This window comes from Mesorhizobium sp. WSM3224 (assembly GCF_000427725.1).
Lineage (GTDB): Bacteria > Pseudomonadota > Alphaproteobacteria > Rhizobiales > Rhizobiaceae > Mesorhizobium.
Genome location: NZ_ATYO01000002.1, coordinates 407,507 through 421,710, shown reverse-complemented (window position 1 = coordinate 421,710; position 14,204 = coordinate 407,507). Strand labels below are relative to the sequence as shown.

Here is a 14,204-nt window from a genome sequence, read left to right as displayed (position 1 = left end):
CGCCGGGGATCGTGTCGATCCCCGGCGCGAAGCGGATTATTTCAGGTCGTCCAGCGCGAGGTTCAGCGCCAGAACGTTGACCACCTGCTCGCCGAGGACGCCAAGCTCGCGGTCCTCGACATTGCTGTCGACAAGCGCTTTGACCTTGGTTTCGTCGATGTCCCGGGCCTTAGCGATCCTGGGTACCTGGAAATAGGCTGCCTCCGGGCTGATGTCCGGATCGAGGCCGCTGCCGGAAGTGGTGACGAGATCCATCGGAACCGGCGCGTTCGGGTTTTCCGCCTTCAGCTTCCCGGCATCGCCCTTGATGCGTTCGATCAGCTTGGAATTGGTCGGACCGAGATTGGAGCCGCTGGAGGCGCTGGCGTCGTAGCCATTGCCGGCTGCCGACGGCCGGCCGTGGAAGTAGCGGTCGCTGGCGAAGGCCTGGCCGATCAGGCTGGAGCCGATCACCTTGCCGTCCCTGGCGATCAGGCTGCCATTGGCCTGGTTCGGAAACAGCGCCTGGGCAATGCCGGTCATGCCGATCGGGTAGATCAGGCCGGTCAGCACCGTGAAGAAGACGATCATGACAAAAGCGGGTCTGAGTTGCTTGAACATCGGGTCAATCCTTATGCGAGGCCGAAGGCCGTGACGATCAGGTCGATCGCCTTGATGCCGACGAACGGCACGATGATGCCGCCGAGGCCGTAGACCAGCAGGTTGCGGGTGAGCAGCGAGCCGGCGCCGATGGCACGATATTTCACGCCTTTCAGCGACAGCGGGATCAGCGCGATAATGATCAACGCGTTGAAGATGATGGCCGACAGGATGGCGCTCTGCGGCGTCGCCAGATGCATGATGTTGAGCGCCTGCAGCGGACCGGTGGAATGACCGGGCGCGACATAGAAAACCGCGAACATCGCCGGGATGATGGCGAAATACTTGGCCACGTCGTTGGCGATCGAAAAGGTCGTCAGCGAGCCGCGCGTCATCAGCAGGGCCTTGCCGATCTCGACGATCTCGATCAGCTTGGTCGGGTCGCTGTCGAGGTCGACCATGTTGCCGGCCTCGCGGGCGGCGACCGTGCCGGTGTTCATGGCGACGCCGACATCGGCCTGGGCGAGCGCCGGCGCATCGTTGGTGCCGTCGCCGCACATGGCCACCAGCTTGCCCTTGGCCTGCTCCTCGCGGATCAGCGACAGCTTGTTCTCGGGCGTTGCCTGGGCGAGGAAGTCGTCGACGCCGGCTTCGGCGGCGATGGCCGCTGCCGTCAGCGGGTTGTCGCCGGTGATCATGACGGTGCGGATGCCCATCTTGCGCAACTCGGCGAAACGCTCGCGGATGCCGCCCTTGACGATGTCCTTGAGGTGGACGACGCCGAGCAGGCGTCCGTCGCGCTCGACCGCGAGCGGCGTGCCGCCGGCCTTGGCGATCTCGTCGGCGATCGCCTGCAGGTCGCGGATCGTCTCGCTGGCCGGGCGTGCGCCATGCGCCGCGGCCGTCGCCTGGTTGACATGGGCGAGCACCGCGTCGACCGCGCCCTTGCGTACCGACGAGCCGTCGATATCGACGCCGCTCATGCGGGTCTGGGCGGTGAAGGGCACAAAGGCCGCGTGCAACGTCGCCATGTCGCGGGCGCGGATACCGTATTTGTCCTTGGCCAGCACGACGATCGAGCGGCCTTCCGGGGTCTCGTCGGCCAGCGAGGCGAGCTGCGCCGCATCGGCCAGCTCCTGCTCGGTGACGCCCTTGACCGGGCGGAACTCGGTCGCCTGGCGGTTGCCGAGTGTGATGGTGCCGGTCTTGTCGAGAAGCAGCGTGTCGACGTCGCCGGCGGCCTCGACGGCGCGGCCGGACATAGCAAGCACGTTGAAGCGCACAAGGCGGTCCATGCCGGCGATGCCGATGGCCGACAGCAGCGCGCCGATCGTGGTCGGGATCAGCGTCACGAACAAGGCGACCAGGATCGTTACCGAAATATAGCCGCCCGAGTAGGAGGCGAAGCTCGGAATAGTCGCGGTCGCCAGCACGAAGATCAGCGTCATGCCGACGAGCAGGATATTGAGCGCGATCTCGTTCGGCGTCTTCTGGCGTTCGGCGCCCTCGACCAGCGAGATCATGCGGTCGAGGAAGGTGTGGCCGGAGGCGGCGGAAATGCGCACGCGGATCCAGTCGGACAGCACTTGCGTGCCGCCGGTGACGGCGGAGCGGTCGCCGCCGGATTCGCGGATGACGGGCGCGGATTCGCCGGTGATCGCGGCCTCGTTGACTGAAGCCACGCCTTCGATGACCTCGCCGTCGGAGGGGATGATGTCGCCGGCCTCGACCAGCACGATGTCGCCGACCTTCAGGCTGGTGCCGGGTACCAGCTTGAACTTCGCACGATCGCCATTGGCGAGCAGCTTGGCCTGGGTCTCCGTGCGCGCCTTGCGCAGCGAGTCGGCCTGCGCCTTGCCGCGGCCCTCGGCCACGGCTTCGGCGAAGTTGGCGAACAGAACCGTGAACCACAGCCAGATGATGATCTGCAGGGTGAAGCCGAGATCGCCGCCGCCGGTGGTTAGGTCGCGGATGAAAAGCACGGTGGTGAGCAGTGAGACGACCGCGACGACGAACATCACCGGATTCTTGACCAGCGTGCGCGGATCAAGCTTGCGGAAGGCGCCGCCAATGGCCGGCCCCAGGATGCGGGCATCCAGAATGCTCGCGGATTTAGACTGGCTCATTTTTGGGCTCCAGTATCGATTTTGGTGGACGGCGCCGGATGTTCGGTCTTCGGGAACAGGTGCGGAAGGCCGGTGGCCAGCAGCCACAGCACGAACAGCACGGCCGCCATACCGAGAAAGGTTGAAAGCGTCGGGAAAGGACGAGGCTTCTCGTCCTTTCCGTTGTCGGGAGCTCCGTCACCGGTCTGGTGATGGTCGTTCCGACGGATATCGTTGAAGCGGGGCATGGTTCATCTCAGAAGGTCTGTCCATGGATCATCGCCAGGTGCTCGACGATCGGACCCACGGCGAGCGACGGGAAGAAGGTGAGGCCGCCGACGATGATGATGACGCCGACCAGCAGACCGACAAACAGCATGCCGTCGGTCGGGAAGGTGCCGGCCGAAGCAGGCACCGTCTTCTTGGCGGCCAGCGAGCCGGCGATGGCTAAAGCCGGGATAATGACCAGGAAACGACCCATCAGCATGCCGAGGCTCAGCGTGACGTTGTACCAGGGCGTGTTGCCGGTGAGCCCGCCGAAAGCCGAGCCGTTGTTCGCGGCGGCCGAGGTATAGGCATAAAGCACCTCGGTGAAGCCGTGCGGGCCGCCATTGGCCATCGAAGCCACGGCGCTCGGCAGGACCACGGCGATGGCCGTGAAGATCAGCATCGCCAGCGGCAGGCAGAGGATGGCCAGCATCGCCATCTTGACCTCCTTGGCCTCGATCTTCTTGCCGAGATATTCCGGCGTGCGGCCGACCATCAGGCCGGCGACGAAGACCGCGATCACGACGAACATCAGGATGCCGTAGAAACCGGCGCCGACGCCGCCGACGATGACCTCGCCGAGCTGCATGTTGATCAGCGGGATCATGCCGCCGAGCGCGGTGAAGCTATCATGCATGGCGTTGACGGCGCCGCAGGAGGCGGCGGTGGTGATGACGGCGAACAGGGCCGACAAGGCGATGCCGAAGCGTGTCTCCTTGCCTTCCATGTTGCCGCCGTCGATGCCGAGCGCGTGGACGAGCGGGTTGCCGGCGGCCTCGGCCCAGTAGCAGACGGCGACCCCGACGAGGAACAGCACGCCCATCGAGGCCAGGATCGCCCAGCCCTGGCGCTGGTTGCCGACCATGCGGCCAAAGACGTTGGTGAGAGCGGCACCCAGCGCGAAGATCGACAGCATCTGGATCATGTTGGAGATCGCGTTCGGATTCTCGAACGGATGCGCGGCGTTGGCGTTGAAGAAGCCGCCGCCATTGGTGCCGAGCATCTTGATGGCGATCTGCGAGGCGACCGGCCCGAGCGCGATGGTCTGCTTGGCGCCTTCCAGCGTCGTGGCGTCGACGTAAGCGCCGAGCGTCTGCGGGATGCCCAGCCAGACACAGACGAGCGTCAGCACGATGCAGAGCGGCAGAAGCACGTAGAGCGTGCAACGGGTGAGATCGACCCAGAAATTGCCGATCGACTTGCTGGAAGCGCGGGCAAAGCCGCGGATCAAGGCAATCGCGATGGCGATGCCGGTGGCGGCCGAGACGAAGTTCTGGACGGTGAGGCCGGCCATCTGCACGAGGTAGGACATCGTGCTTTCGCCGCCATAGTTCTGCCAGTTGGTGTTGGTGACGAAGCTGACGGCCGTGTTGAAGGCGAGACCGGGCTCGACCGCGGTCATGCCCGCGGGATTATAGGGCAAGGCGCCCTGCAGCCGCTGCAGCGCGTAAAGAACCAGGAAGCCGGCGAGATTGAAGAGCAGCATGCCGGTCGCGTAGACCGCCCAGTGCTGCTCTTCCTTCTCGCTCGTTCCGGCGAGGCGATAGAGGCCGCGCTCGATCGGGACGAGCACGGGCGAGAGCAAGGTGCGGTCGCCGCTGAAGACGCGGTACATGTAGCCGCCGAGCGGCTTCACGAGCAAAAGCAGGATCCCGCAATAGAGGAGGATCTGTATCCAGCCGTTAATGGTCATGATGAGTTCTCCGCGCGCCGGTCAGAAGCGCTCTGGGCGGATGAGGGCGTAAGTGAGGTAGGCAAGCAGGAACAAGGTCACCGCGCCGCCGAGGATGTAGTCGAAAAGCATGGGCTGATCCTTTGACTCAGATTCTGTCGCAGGCTTTGACGTAGGCCAAGGACAGGGCGAAGAACAAAACCCCGATCCCGAGAACAATGAGGTCCATGGCAGGCGTTCCTTGTTTTCCACTTTGTGTTCGTGTCCCGCATCGGCGGGATCAAAACTGCACGCGGACGCGCATCACCTTGCCGGTGACGGCTATCAAAGCGTTTTTTCAATGGGAAATATGGACCCGATCGCCATAAAAGTTCGAGACGGGGCGGGGAGGAAAGATATAGGAATTCTATAGGGGTTTTGGATCGGACCGGCGGGCCAGGCGCGTATTGCCAGGTAAGGCCCTCAAACTACATCGCCGGTCGCCGATCCTTCCAAGGCATTGCATCCTCCAACTGCGTGGAAAGCGCGAGCACCATCGCCTCGTCGCCGTAGCGGCCGACAAGCTGCACGCCGATCGGCACGCCGCCGGCCGACTGCCCGAGCGGCAGCGAGATCGCCGGCAGGCCGGAGATGTTGAAGGGGAAGTTGAAGACCGCGTCGCCCCATTTGGCGTTGTAGCGGTCGAGGTCGGTCTCCGACATGTCGTAGTAGCCGAAGGGGCGGGGCAATTGGGTCAGCGTCGGCGTGATGAAGATGTCGTATGCGTTGAGGTCGCCGACAATGTCGCGGCCGATCAGCCTCATTTGCTCGACATCGGAAACATGCTTGATGCCGCTGGTCGCGCGGCCACGCTCGATGACGGCCCAGGTCACCGGCTCGACGTCGTTGGGTGTGACGGGCCGCCCGACCAGCGTTTCGAGGAAACCGAAAGTGGCGGCCGTCTGCACATTGGTCATGTCGGTGTAGGTTCTCCACGCAGCATCGGCGTCGAGCGGCATATCGTGCTCCTCGACATCATGGCCGAGGCGTTCGAGCGCGGCGACCGTGGAGAGCACCGTTGCCTTGACTTCAGGATCTATCGCCGCGCCATGGGGCGGCGTGACGGTGAAGCCGATGCGCAGTTTCTTCGGTGTTCGCGCGGACAGGTTGAGCCAGCTGTCGTTCGGTACCGGCGGCGTATAGGCGTCGCCGGGCAGGGCGCCGGCCACCGCGTCGAGATAGGCGGCGGTATCGCGCACGGTGCGCGAGCAGCAGAGGAAGTAGGCGCCGCCATACCAATAGTCGCCGAAGGGGGCGAGGCTGACCCGGCCGCGCGACGGCTTCAGGCCGACGATGCCGCAGCAGGAGGCCGGCACGCGGATCGAGCCGGCGCCGTCGCTGGCTTCGGCCATCGGCACCATACGCGCAGCAATCGCGGCGGCGGCGCCGCCGCTCGAGCCACCCGGCGTGATGCCTTCCTTCCACGGGTTCTTCGTCGCACCGTAGAGTTTCGGCTCGGTGGTGATCGACCAGCCGTTCTCGGGCGCGTTGGATTTGCCCACGAGCACGAGGCCAGCCGCCTTGATGCGGCGCACGACCTCGCTGTCGGAATCGGCGACGAAGTCCTTCAGGTAGCGGCAGGAGTTGGTGAGGGGCGCCCCCTTCCAGGACGAAGCGAGCTCCTTGAGCAGAAAGGGAACGCCGGCGAAAGGCGCCGTCTTGTCGACCGTTTTCGCCTGAGCGCGCGCTATATCGTAGAGGCGGTGGACGACCGCGTTGAGCGAGGGGTTGAGGCGCTCGATCGTGGTGATCGCCGCTTCGACCAGCTCGGCGGGAGAAACCTCGCCGCGCTTGACGAGGCTTGCCAGGCCCAGGGCGTCGGAACTGGTGTAGGTCTCGAGAAGGCTCTCGGAAATCGCGGCCATGTCTTCCTCCTCCATGATGCGGTGAGAGCCAAGAAGGGCTCGGCGGACTCACCCTCACCCAGCCTCCGTTTCGCTCGGCTGACCTCTCCCCGGCGAGGAGAGGAGGCTTTCGGCGCTAATCTCTTCTCCCCAACGGGGAGAAGGTGGCCGCGAAGCGGCCGGATGAGGGGGCTGGCGCGGCCTCAGGCCAGCTCGACGGTGCGCTTTTCCGCTATGCTCTGCTCGGCCGCCAGCACGATGCGCAGGCTGTTGACGGCGGCATCCATCTGCTCGGTCAAATCGAGGTCCTCGCGGATGGCGCGCAGGAAGAAGGCCTGCTCGCGGTCGCAAAGCTCCTGGTGGCCGGGCTCGTCCTCCATGCTGACGATCTCGTCGGGCTTGGAAAAGTTCTTGTCGCCGTCGACCTGCGCGTAATGGATTTTCAGCGCGTCGGTCTTGGTGTGGCGGTCGATGTCGGCGGAATCCGAAACGTCCTCGGCGTCCTTGGCGCCGCTGCCCGATTGGCCGGCGACGATCGAGACGGCACCCTTCGGGCCGACCACGTCCTTCACGAAATAGGCGGTCTCGCTCATCATCGGACCCCAGCCCGCCTCGTACCAGCCGACCGAGCCGTCGTCGAAGGTGACGTGCAGATGGCCGTAATTCTGCTTGTCGGCCTCGGCCCATAGCTTGGCGCCGATGCCGTGCACGCGCACCGGCTTGGCTCCGGTAAGCTGGCACATGACGTCGACATAGTGCACGCCGCAGTCGACGATCGGGATCAGCGAGTCGATCAGGTTCTTATGCCAGTGCCAGGCCGTGCCGCTGCTCTGCTGGTTGAGGTTGAGACGCATCACCAGCGGCTTGCCGAGCGTCTTGCCGACCTCGATGAATTTGATCCAGGAGGGGTGGACGCGCAGGATGTAGCCGAGCACCAGCTTGCGGTTCTTCGCCCGCGCCGCGGCCACCACCTTCTCGGCGTCCTCGATGTTGGTGGCCAAGGGCTTTTCCATGAAGACATGGCAGTTGGCGTCGATTGCCTTCAACGCATATTCGGCATGGGTATTCGGCCAGCTGTTGATCGAGACCGCATCTGGCTTGGTCTCCTTCAGAGCCAGGTCAAAATCCTCGTAGAGCGGATAGCCGGCGAGTTCCTTGGGGATCTTCTTGTTGCTCTTGATCGAGCGGCTCATGATGCCGACGATCTCGAAGCCGTCGGAGCGATGATAGGCGCTGGCATGCGAAGCGCCCATATTGCCCAGACCAACCATCAATATTTTTACCCTGTCGGCCACTGCAGCCTCCCGCATTTTCGTTGATTGGGGCGGCGATTCAGTCGCCGCCCGTTTATCGCTAATGTCCGTCGCCGGGCTACTTCACGGCGGAGTCGAACAGGTGCGCCTTGATCTTGTCGACGTCGAGCGCGGCAAAGCCTTCCGACAGTTTTACACCGTCGGCGTCGGCCTTGACCTTGGCCTTGTCGAAGTCGTTGGCGGCCGGGATCAGGTCGTTGGTGCAGACGTCCTCGGCTTTCACCGGCGCGGTGATCTGGCCGATCTTGAGGATCTCGTCGAAAAAGCCCTGCCAGCTCGCCATGTCGTGCGAGCCCCAGCCGCCGCGCTTGTCCATGTCGCCGCGGAAGACGTTGATCTGCTGCAGGATCGAGGTCGTGCCGAGTTCGGGGCCGAGGTTCTTGGCCAAGGTCGGGAACTGCTCGAACACGGCCTCGACCGCGGCGCGCGGGTTCTGGTAGCCGAATTCGAGACCCATCGCCCAGCCGCGCAGATACTTTTCCAGAAACGCCTTCTTGTCGGCATCCTCGAGATCGGCGGCGCGCACGACGAAGGTGTTGGCCGGCAATTTGGAGTTCTTCACGCCGAGCCAGTATTCGAAATCGAGGCCCTTGGCGATCCATTCGGCGCGCAGGCCTTCCCATGAGAGTGCCGCATCGCCCTGGCCGCCGGCGAGCGCCGTGCCCCAGGTCGGCCAGCCGGCCTCGACATATTTCACCTTCTTGATGTCGACGCCTTGCGCTGCCAGCAGCGGATCGGTGATCGACTGCCAGGCGGCGGAGCCGAGCAGGACGGTTTTGCCCTCAAGCTTCTTAAGGTCGTTCGACCCCTCGCCCTTGCGGAAGGCGATGCTGAACGTGTCGCGCGCGCCCATATGGAACACCGACTTCAGCTTCATGCCGTTCTGGATGGCGAAGGAGAACACGCCCGGCGAGGGGAAGCCCATATCGGCCTGGCCGACATCGACGAACTTCACTGTCGCGGTGCCGTCCGACGGCCCCGGCTGCATGTCGGTGGCGAGGTCGCCGAAATAGCCGGCCTTCTTGGCCGACCAGTAGGGATAATCGTCCAGCACTTCGAGCGTGCCGCGCGGCGAGATCCAGGTGAATTTCTCATAAGCCGCCGCCTTGGCCTTCAGGCCGGAAGCGCCGAGCGCGGTGGCGGTGACGACGCCGGCCGCAGTCACCTGCAGGAAATAGCGGCGGCTGATGCCGGCCGGAGCACTGGAATGGATCGGATTTTCGTTTGTCATGGCACTCCCCTTTTGTTGATTGCTTGCCTTGCCTTTTCACCCGCCTCCCGGGCGACTTCATCCTTTCGCGCTCACGTCTCCCAGCTCGCCCATTTCTTGCCGATCAGGAAGAACAACACGTAGATCAGGATGCCGAGCGTCGAGAGGATCAGCACCACCGCGAAGAACTGCGGCATCTGGATCATCGACGAATAGGAGGTGAGCCGGTTGCCGAGGCCGAAACCGCCGCCGACCATCTCGGCGCCGACGGCGGTGAGCAGTCCGAAAATCGCACCGATCATCAGGCCGACCAGGATCATCGGCAGCGCCATTGGGGCGCGGATCTTCCAGAAGATCTGCAACGTGCTCGCGCCATAGGAGCGGGCTAAAGCGATCTTGGCGCTGTCGACGCGACGGAAGCCGGTCGCGGCATTGATCATCACCATCGGGCCGGCGGCCAAAGCCACGGCAATGATGCGCGGCGTGTAGCCGAAGCCGAAGCGCAGGATCAGCAGCGGCACCAGTGCCAGCATCGGCGTGGTGACGAGGATCAGGATGTAGGGTGCGACGATCTTTTCGGCAAAAGGGAATTGCGTGATGACAGCCGCCATCACAAGGCCGACGATGGCGCCGATGGCAAAGCCGGAGAGGAGCTCGACCAGCGTGTAGCCGAGATGCGGCGCGATCAGCGGGAATTCGTCGAACAAAGCGTAAGCGATCGAGCTCGGCGGCGGCATGATGTATTGCGGCACATGGAAGATCCGCAGCGCCAGTTCGATACCGCCGATGATCACCACGGCGACGGCTAGGATCGCAACCACTTCGGCGCCGGATTTGATGCCGGGTCCGCTGGCAAAAGCCGAAAGATTGGTCAGGCTGACATCCTGGCCATCGCCGGATTTGGCTTTTGAGAATTCCGGAATGGCATCGCCCCCGCTCACGGCCTGATCCTCACGATTTCAGCGGTCTTTTGTCCCTGCTGTTCCGAGCCCTTCGGCCGGCGTTCGCCGACGATGTCCATCTTGATACGGTTGGTGAGGTCGAAGACTTCTTTCGTCGCCATGATCTCCAGCGAACGCGGCCGTGGAAACGGCACGTCGTAGACCTTGGCGACGCGGCCTGGCCTTGTCGTCAGCACCACCACGCGGTCCGAGAGGAAGATCGCTTCCTCGATGCTGTGGGTGATGAAGACGATGGTGGTCTTGGTGTCGAGCCAGATCTCCTCGACGAGCCGGTTCATCTCCTCGCGGGTAAAACTGTCGAGCGCGCCGAACGGCTCGTCCATCAAGAGCACGGAAGGTTTCAGCGCGAGCGCGCGCACGATTGCCGCCCGTTGCTGCATGCCGCCGGAAAGCTCGCGCGGGAACTTGTCGCCGAAGCCTTCGAGCCCGACGCGGTTGAGCAGATGCGCGATCCAGGCGCGATCGGGCTTTTCACCCTTGATCTCGAAGGGGAAGTTGATGTTGGCGTCGAGGTTGCGCCAGGGCAAAAGGTTCGCTTCCTGGAAGACGATGCCGATCTCGGGGCGCGGTCCGGTGATCTCCTTGCCGTCGAGCACGATGGAGCCGCCGGTCAGCCGGTGCAGGCCCGACATCGACCATAACAGCGTGGTCTTGCCGCAGCCGGAAGGGCCGACGATCGAGACGATCTCATTGGCTTGAACATCCAGGCTGCAGCGATCCAGCGCCAGAAGATCGCCGGAGGCCGTTTGATAGACTTTGGTCGCTGCCTGCACGCCGAGCTTCGGCGTTCTTGCGCTTGCCGTACTCATGCTCCCCCTCGGAGACTGCGCGATGCGTTGCCGGAGGCCCCATCTGTCCGCAAAATCAGTCTGTAACTATCCTACTTTACTGTCAAGCGGCGACAAAGAACGGAAGCAATCAGGTTCAATCAGTATTTATCTAAGCATATGATTTTGTGACATTTTTTGCCATCTTGCGGCGCGTGTTACTTTCCTACATACTCAGCTCGGTTGATAGCCTATGGCCAGCGGGCGGATAATCGCGAAAATGGTGGTCCAGAAACGGGCAGGGAAGGACTGGCCAATGACCGAAGCTGACAGCCAGGCGCTGCGGACCTCAGACGAGGACGGCGACCGACACGACCATGTCAGGCGCTTCCCCGACATTATTTCGCAGGTGAAGGACAGCTATGCCGAGCTGCGTCCGGCCGAGCGCCGCGTCGCCGACGTCGTGCTCGACGACGTCAAATATGCCGTCGATGCTTCCAATGCCGCACTTGCCCAGCGAGCAGGGGTGAGCGAGCCGACCGTCACCCGGTTCTGCCGCGCCATCGGCTGCGACGGCGTGCGTGATTTCAAGCTGAAGCTGGCGCAGAGCCTCGTCGTCGGCGCGCTCTATCTCAGCACCAAGCCTCAACCCGCGAACAGCGACAGCGGCATGCCGTTCTGGAACGCGGTGTTCGGCGAGGCGCGGCGCGCGCTGCAGGAAGCGGAGCGACAGATCGATCCGGGACAGCTGCAGAAGGCTGCGGAACTGATCGCCAAGGCGCGGCAGGTGACGGTGTTCGGCCTCGGCGGCAGTTCGTCGGCGCTGGCGCAGGAGACGCAATACCGGCTGTTCCGCTACGGCATCACCGTCAGCGCGCAATGCGATCCGTACCTGATGCGCATGACAGCCTCGACGCTGAAGCCCGGCGATCTGGTGATCGCGATCTCGGCCACCGGCCGCACGCGCGAGGTGATCGAAGCGGTGGAACTCGCCAAGCATTACCGCGCCAACGCGATCTGCGTGACGGCGCCCGATACCGAGCTGACGCGGGTCTGCGACGTGCGGCTGACAATGGCTGTTCCCGAATATCCCGACACGCTGAAGCCGACCGCGTCGCGCTACGCTTTCCTTGCGGCCATTGATCTTCTTGCGGTGGCGACCGCCTACAGGATCGACGGCCCAGCGCGCGAAACCGTGCGCCGGATCAAATACAACGCCCAGATCCATCGGACAGGCAAGGAGATGGAGCCGCTCGGGGATTGAGACGGGCTTTCCCTTCTCCCCTTGTGGGAGAAGGTGGCCTCGCGAAGCGAGGTCGGATGAGGGGTACTCCAGATGCCACCGGCGTCTCACTCCGCTGGAACACCCCTCATCCGTCTCGGCGCTACCGCGCCGATCCACCTTCTCCCACAAGGGGAGAAGGAAGATGCGGCGACGCCGGCTTCAACGAACCAATACTGCGCCGACTTCGGCGGTATGAAAAAGGGAACGAAGAAGAATGCTCGATATCGCACCATCGCAACAGGCGGCAACATGGCTCGGCGCTTTCGGCCGCGCGCTCGAGGCCGGCGACATCAAGGCGGTGGCCAATCTTTTCGCCGAGGATTGCTACTGGCGCGATCTGCTGACCTTCACATGGAACATCAAGACCATGGAGGGGCAGGCGGCGATCCGCGAGATGCTGAAGGCGACGCTGTCCACGGCACAGCCGTCGCATTGGCGGCCGTCCGGGGAGCCAAGCGTCGACGACGGCATCATCGAAGCCTGGTTTACCTTCGAGACGGCGGTCGCGCGCGGCGAAGGGATCCTGCGGCTCAAGGACGGCCGCTGCCGCACGCTGTTCACGGCGATGAGCGAGCTCAAGGGTTTCGAGGAGCGGAAAGGCCCCGCCCGGCCGCTTGGCATCCGTCACAAGGCCGACCCCGAGCGCGAGACCTGGGCGGAAGCTAGGGCACGCGAAGCGCGCGATCTCGGCATGCAGGAGCAGCCCTATTGCCTGGTGATCGGCGGCGGGCAGGGCGGCATCATGCTGGGCGCCCGGCTGCGGCAGCTCGGCGTCCCCACGCTCGTCATCGAAAAGAACGCGCGCGCCGGCGATTCCTGGCGCAACCGCTATCGCTCGCTCGTGCTGCACGATCCGGTCTGGTACGACCATCTGCCTTATGTTCCGTTCCCGGAAAATTGGCCGGTCTTCACGCCCAAGGACAAGATGGGCGACTGGCTGGAAATGTATACCCGCGTCATGGAGCTGAACTATTGGGTCGCCACCAAATGCATCAGCGCCGCCTATGACGAGACGGACAAGGTCTGGACGGTGGTGGTCGACCGCGTCGGCCAGCGGATCACGCTGAAGCCGAAGCACATCGTCTTCGCCACCGGCGCTTACGGGCCGCCACGGCAGATCGAACTACCGGGCGCCGACGGCTTCAAGGGCGAGCTCGTGCATTCGAGCCAGTATTCCACCGGCGAGAAATTCCGCGGCAAGCGCGTCGCGGTGATTGGGGCGGCAAGCTCAGGCCATGATGTCAGCGTCGATCTGTGGGAAGCTGGCGCCAAGGTCACCATGGTCCAGCGCTCGCCAACGACCGTGGTGAAATCCGACACGCTGATGGATGTCGGCTTCGAGATCTTCTCGGAAAAGGCGCTGGCGCGCGGCATCACCACCGACAAGGCCGACATGATCGTCGCCTCGACACCCTTCGCGCTGGTGCCGAAGGGCCAGCGCGCGCTTTATGATGTGATCAGGGCGCGCGACGCGGATTTCTACAAGCGCCTCAGCGACACGGGCTTCGCCATCGACTTCGGCGACGACGAGACAGGGCTGTTGATGAAAGCCTACCGCACAGGTTCGGGCTACTACATCGATGTCGGCGCCTGCGAGCTGATCCTGAACGGCGAGATCAAGGTGAAGAGCGGCGTCGGCATCACGTCGCTGACACTGAGCGGCATCCTGTTCGAGGATGGCAGCGAGCTCGCCGTCGACGCGATCGTCTGCTGCACCGGCTACCAGTCGATGAACGAGACGGTTGCCGCGATCGTCTCGCGCGAGGTCGCCGACAAGGTCGGCCCGTGCTGGGGCCTCGGCTCCGGCGTGAAGGGCGATCCCGGACCCTGGCAGGGCGAATTGCGCAACATGTGGAAGCCGACGGCGCAAGAAGCGCTGTGGTTCCATGGCGGCAACCTGGCGCTGTCGCGCTTCTATTCGAAGTTCGTGGCGCTGCAACTCAAGGCGAGGATGGAAGGGATTGCGACGCCGATTTATGGCGAGCCAAGTAACGCGAGACGGTGAAGAGCTGATCTCCCCCCTTGTGGGGGAGATGGCCGGCAGGCCAGAGGGGGGTGCGAAGGATCGCAACCTTCGTCGTTTTGAGATCGAACAAGAGCCGGCTGGTGGCGAATGCTACCAATTGAAATGTCGGCGGGACAGCGCCCCCCTCTGCCCTGC

The 14,204-nt window shown here is 63.8% G+C and carries 12 protein-coding genes; 2 read left to right on the top strand and 10 right to left on the bottom strand.

Annotated elements, in window-relative coordinates; translation table 11 throughout:
* Positions 1-36: 36 nt before the first annotated feature.
* The 10 genes from kdpC to YU3_RS0105615 all read right to left on the bottom strand — a co-directional run bounded on the left by kdpC (position 37) and on the right by YU3_RS0105615 (position 10,800).
* Positions 37-600: a potassium-transporting ATPase subunit KdpC gene (kdpC, locus tag YU3_RS0105665; RefSeq protein WP_027165333.1), complete on the bottom strand. Its 564-nt coding sequence runs from the start codon at positions 598-600 to the stop codon at positions 37-39.
* An 11-nt stretch (positions 601-611) separates the two neighbouring features.
* Positions 612-2,705 carry a potassium-transporting ATPase subunit KdpB gene (gene kdpB / locus YU3_RS0105660; protein WP_027165332.1) on the bottom strand — a complete coding sequence of 698 codons (2,094 nt, stop codon included), beginning with the start codon at positions 2,703-2,705 and terminating at the stop codon, positions 612-614.
* The gene (locus YU3_RS0105655; RefSeq protein ID WP_027165331.1) at positions 2,702-2,932 is read right to left on the bottom strand and encodes a hypothetical protein; all 231 of its coding nucleotides are present in this window, start codon (positions 2,930-2,932) and stop codon (positions 2,702-2,704) included. Before YU3_RS0105655 ends, kdpB begins: the two co-directional genes overlap by 4 nt.
* An 8-nt stretch (positions 2,933-2,940) precedes the next feature.
* On the bottom strand, positions 2,941-4,644 hold the full coding sequence (kdpA, locus tag YU3_RS0105650; protein ID WP_027165330.1) for a potassium-transporting ATPase subunit KdpA: 1,704 nt from the start codon (positions 4,642-4,644) through the stop codon (positions 2,941-2,943).
* Between the two features lie 21 nt (positions 4,645-4,665).
* Positions 4,666-4,755, bottom strand: coding sequence for a K(+)-transporting ATPase subunit F (locus YU3_RS36055; RefSeq protein ID WP_036257910.1), 90 nt, complete (start codon positions 4,753-4,755; stop codon positions 4,666-4,668).
* 335 nt (positions 4,756-5,090) lie between these two features.
* Entirely contained in the window at positions 5,091-6,527 is a 1,437-nt protein-coding gene (locus tag YU3_RS0105635; protein WP_027165329.1) for an amidase, read from the bottom strand.
* Positions 6,528-6,709: 182 nt separating this feature from the next.
* Positions 6,710-7,801 carry a Gfo/Idh/MocA family oxidoreductase gene (locus tag YU3_RS0105630; RefSeq protein WP_027165328.1) on the bottom strand — a complete coding sequence of 364 codons (1,092 nt, stop codon included), beginning with the start codon at positions 7,799-7,801 and terminating at the stop codon, positions 6,710-6,712.
* A 76-nt stretch (positions 7,802-7,877) separates the two neighbouring features.
* Positions 7,878-9,050, bottom strand: a complete 1,173-nt coding sequence (locus YU3_RS0105625; RefSeq protein ID WP_027165327.1) for an ABC transporter substrate-binding protein — start codon at positions 9,048-9,050, stop codon at positions 7,878-7,880.
* 71 nt (positions 9,051-9,121) lie between these two features.
* Positions 9,122-9,970, bottom strand: coding sequence for an ABC transporter permease (locus YU3_RS0105620; protein WP_027165326.1), 849 nt, complete (start codon positions 9,968-9,970; stop codon positions 9,122-9,124).
* On the bottom strand, positions 9,967-10,800 hold the full coding sequence (locus YU3_RS0105615; RefSeq protein ID WP_027165325.1) for an ABC transporter ATP-binding protein: 834 nt from the start codon (positions 10,798-10,800) through the stop codon (positions 9,967-9,969). Before YU3_RS0105615 ends, YU3_RS0105620 begins: the two co-directional genes overlap by 4 nt.
* Positions 10,801-11,074: 274 nt before the next feature.
* On the opposite strand from YU3_RS0105615, the gene YU3_RS0105610 reads away from it, so the two are divergent.
* Together YU3_RS0105610 and YU3_RS0105605 are read left to right on the top strand one after the other, a co-directional pair.
* Positions 11,075-12,022 carry a MurR/RpiR family transcriptional regulator gene (locus YU3_RS0105610; protein ID WP_027165324.1) on the top strand — a complete coding sequence of 316 codons (948 nt, stop codon included), beginning with the start codon at positions 11,075-11,077 and terminating at the stop codon, positions 12,020-12,022.
* A gap of 235 nt (positions 12,023-12,257) precedes the next feature.
* Complete coding sequence (locus tag YU3_RS0105605; RefSeq protein ID WP_027165323.1) at positions 12,258-14,048, top strand: NAD(P)/FAD-dependent oxidoreductase; 1,791 nt, start codon at positions 12,258-12,260, stop codon at positions 14,046-14,048.
* Positions 14,049-14,204 lie beyond the last annotated feature (156 nt).

Coding starts and splice junctions, on each gene's coding strand:
- kdpC (WP_027165333.1), bottom strand. CDS start 600: ATGTTCAAGCAACTCAGACCCGCTTTTGTCATGATCGTCTTCTTCACG.
- kdpB (WP_027165332.1), bottom strand. CDS start 2,705: ATGAGCCAGTCTAAATCCGCGAGCATTCTGGATGCCCGCATCCTGGGG.
- YU3_RS0105655 (WP_027165331.1), bottom strand. CDS start 2,932: ATGCCCCGCTTCAACGATATCCGTCGGAACGACCATCACCAGACCGGT.
- kdpA (WP_027165330.1), bottom strand. CDS start 4,644: ATGACCATTAACGGCTGGATACAGATCCTCCTCTATTGCGGGATCCTG.
- YU3_RS36055 (WP_036257910.1), bottom strand. CDS start 4,755: ATGCTTTTCGACTACATCCTCGGCGGCGCGGTGACCTTGTTCCTGCTT.
- YU3_RS0105635 (WP_027165329.1), bottom strand. CDS start 6,527: ATGGCCGCGATTTCCGAGAGCCTTCTCGAGACCTACACCAGTTCCGAC.
- YU3_RS0105625 (WP_027165327.1), bottom strand. CDS start 9,050: ATGACAAACGAAAATCCGATCCATTCCAGTGCTCCGGCCGGCATCAGC.
- YU3_RS0105615 (WP_027165325.1), bottom strand. CDS start 10,800: ATGAGTACGGCAAGCGCAAGAACGCCGAAGCTCGGCGTGCAGGCAGCG.
- YU3_RS0105610 (WP_027165324.1), top strand. CDS start 11,075: ATGACCGAAGCTGACAGCCAGGCGCTGCGGACCTCAGACGAGGACGGC.
- YU3_RS0105605 (WP_027165323.1), top strand. CDS start 12,258: ATGCTCGATATCGCACCATCGCAACAGGCGGCAACATGGCTCGGCGCT.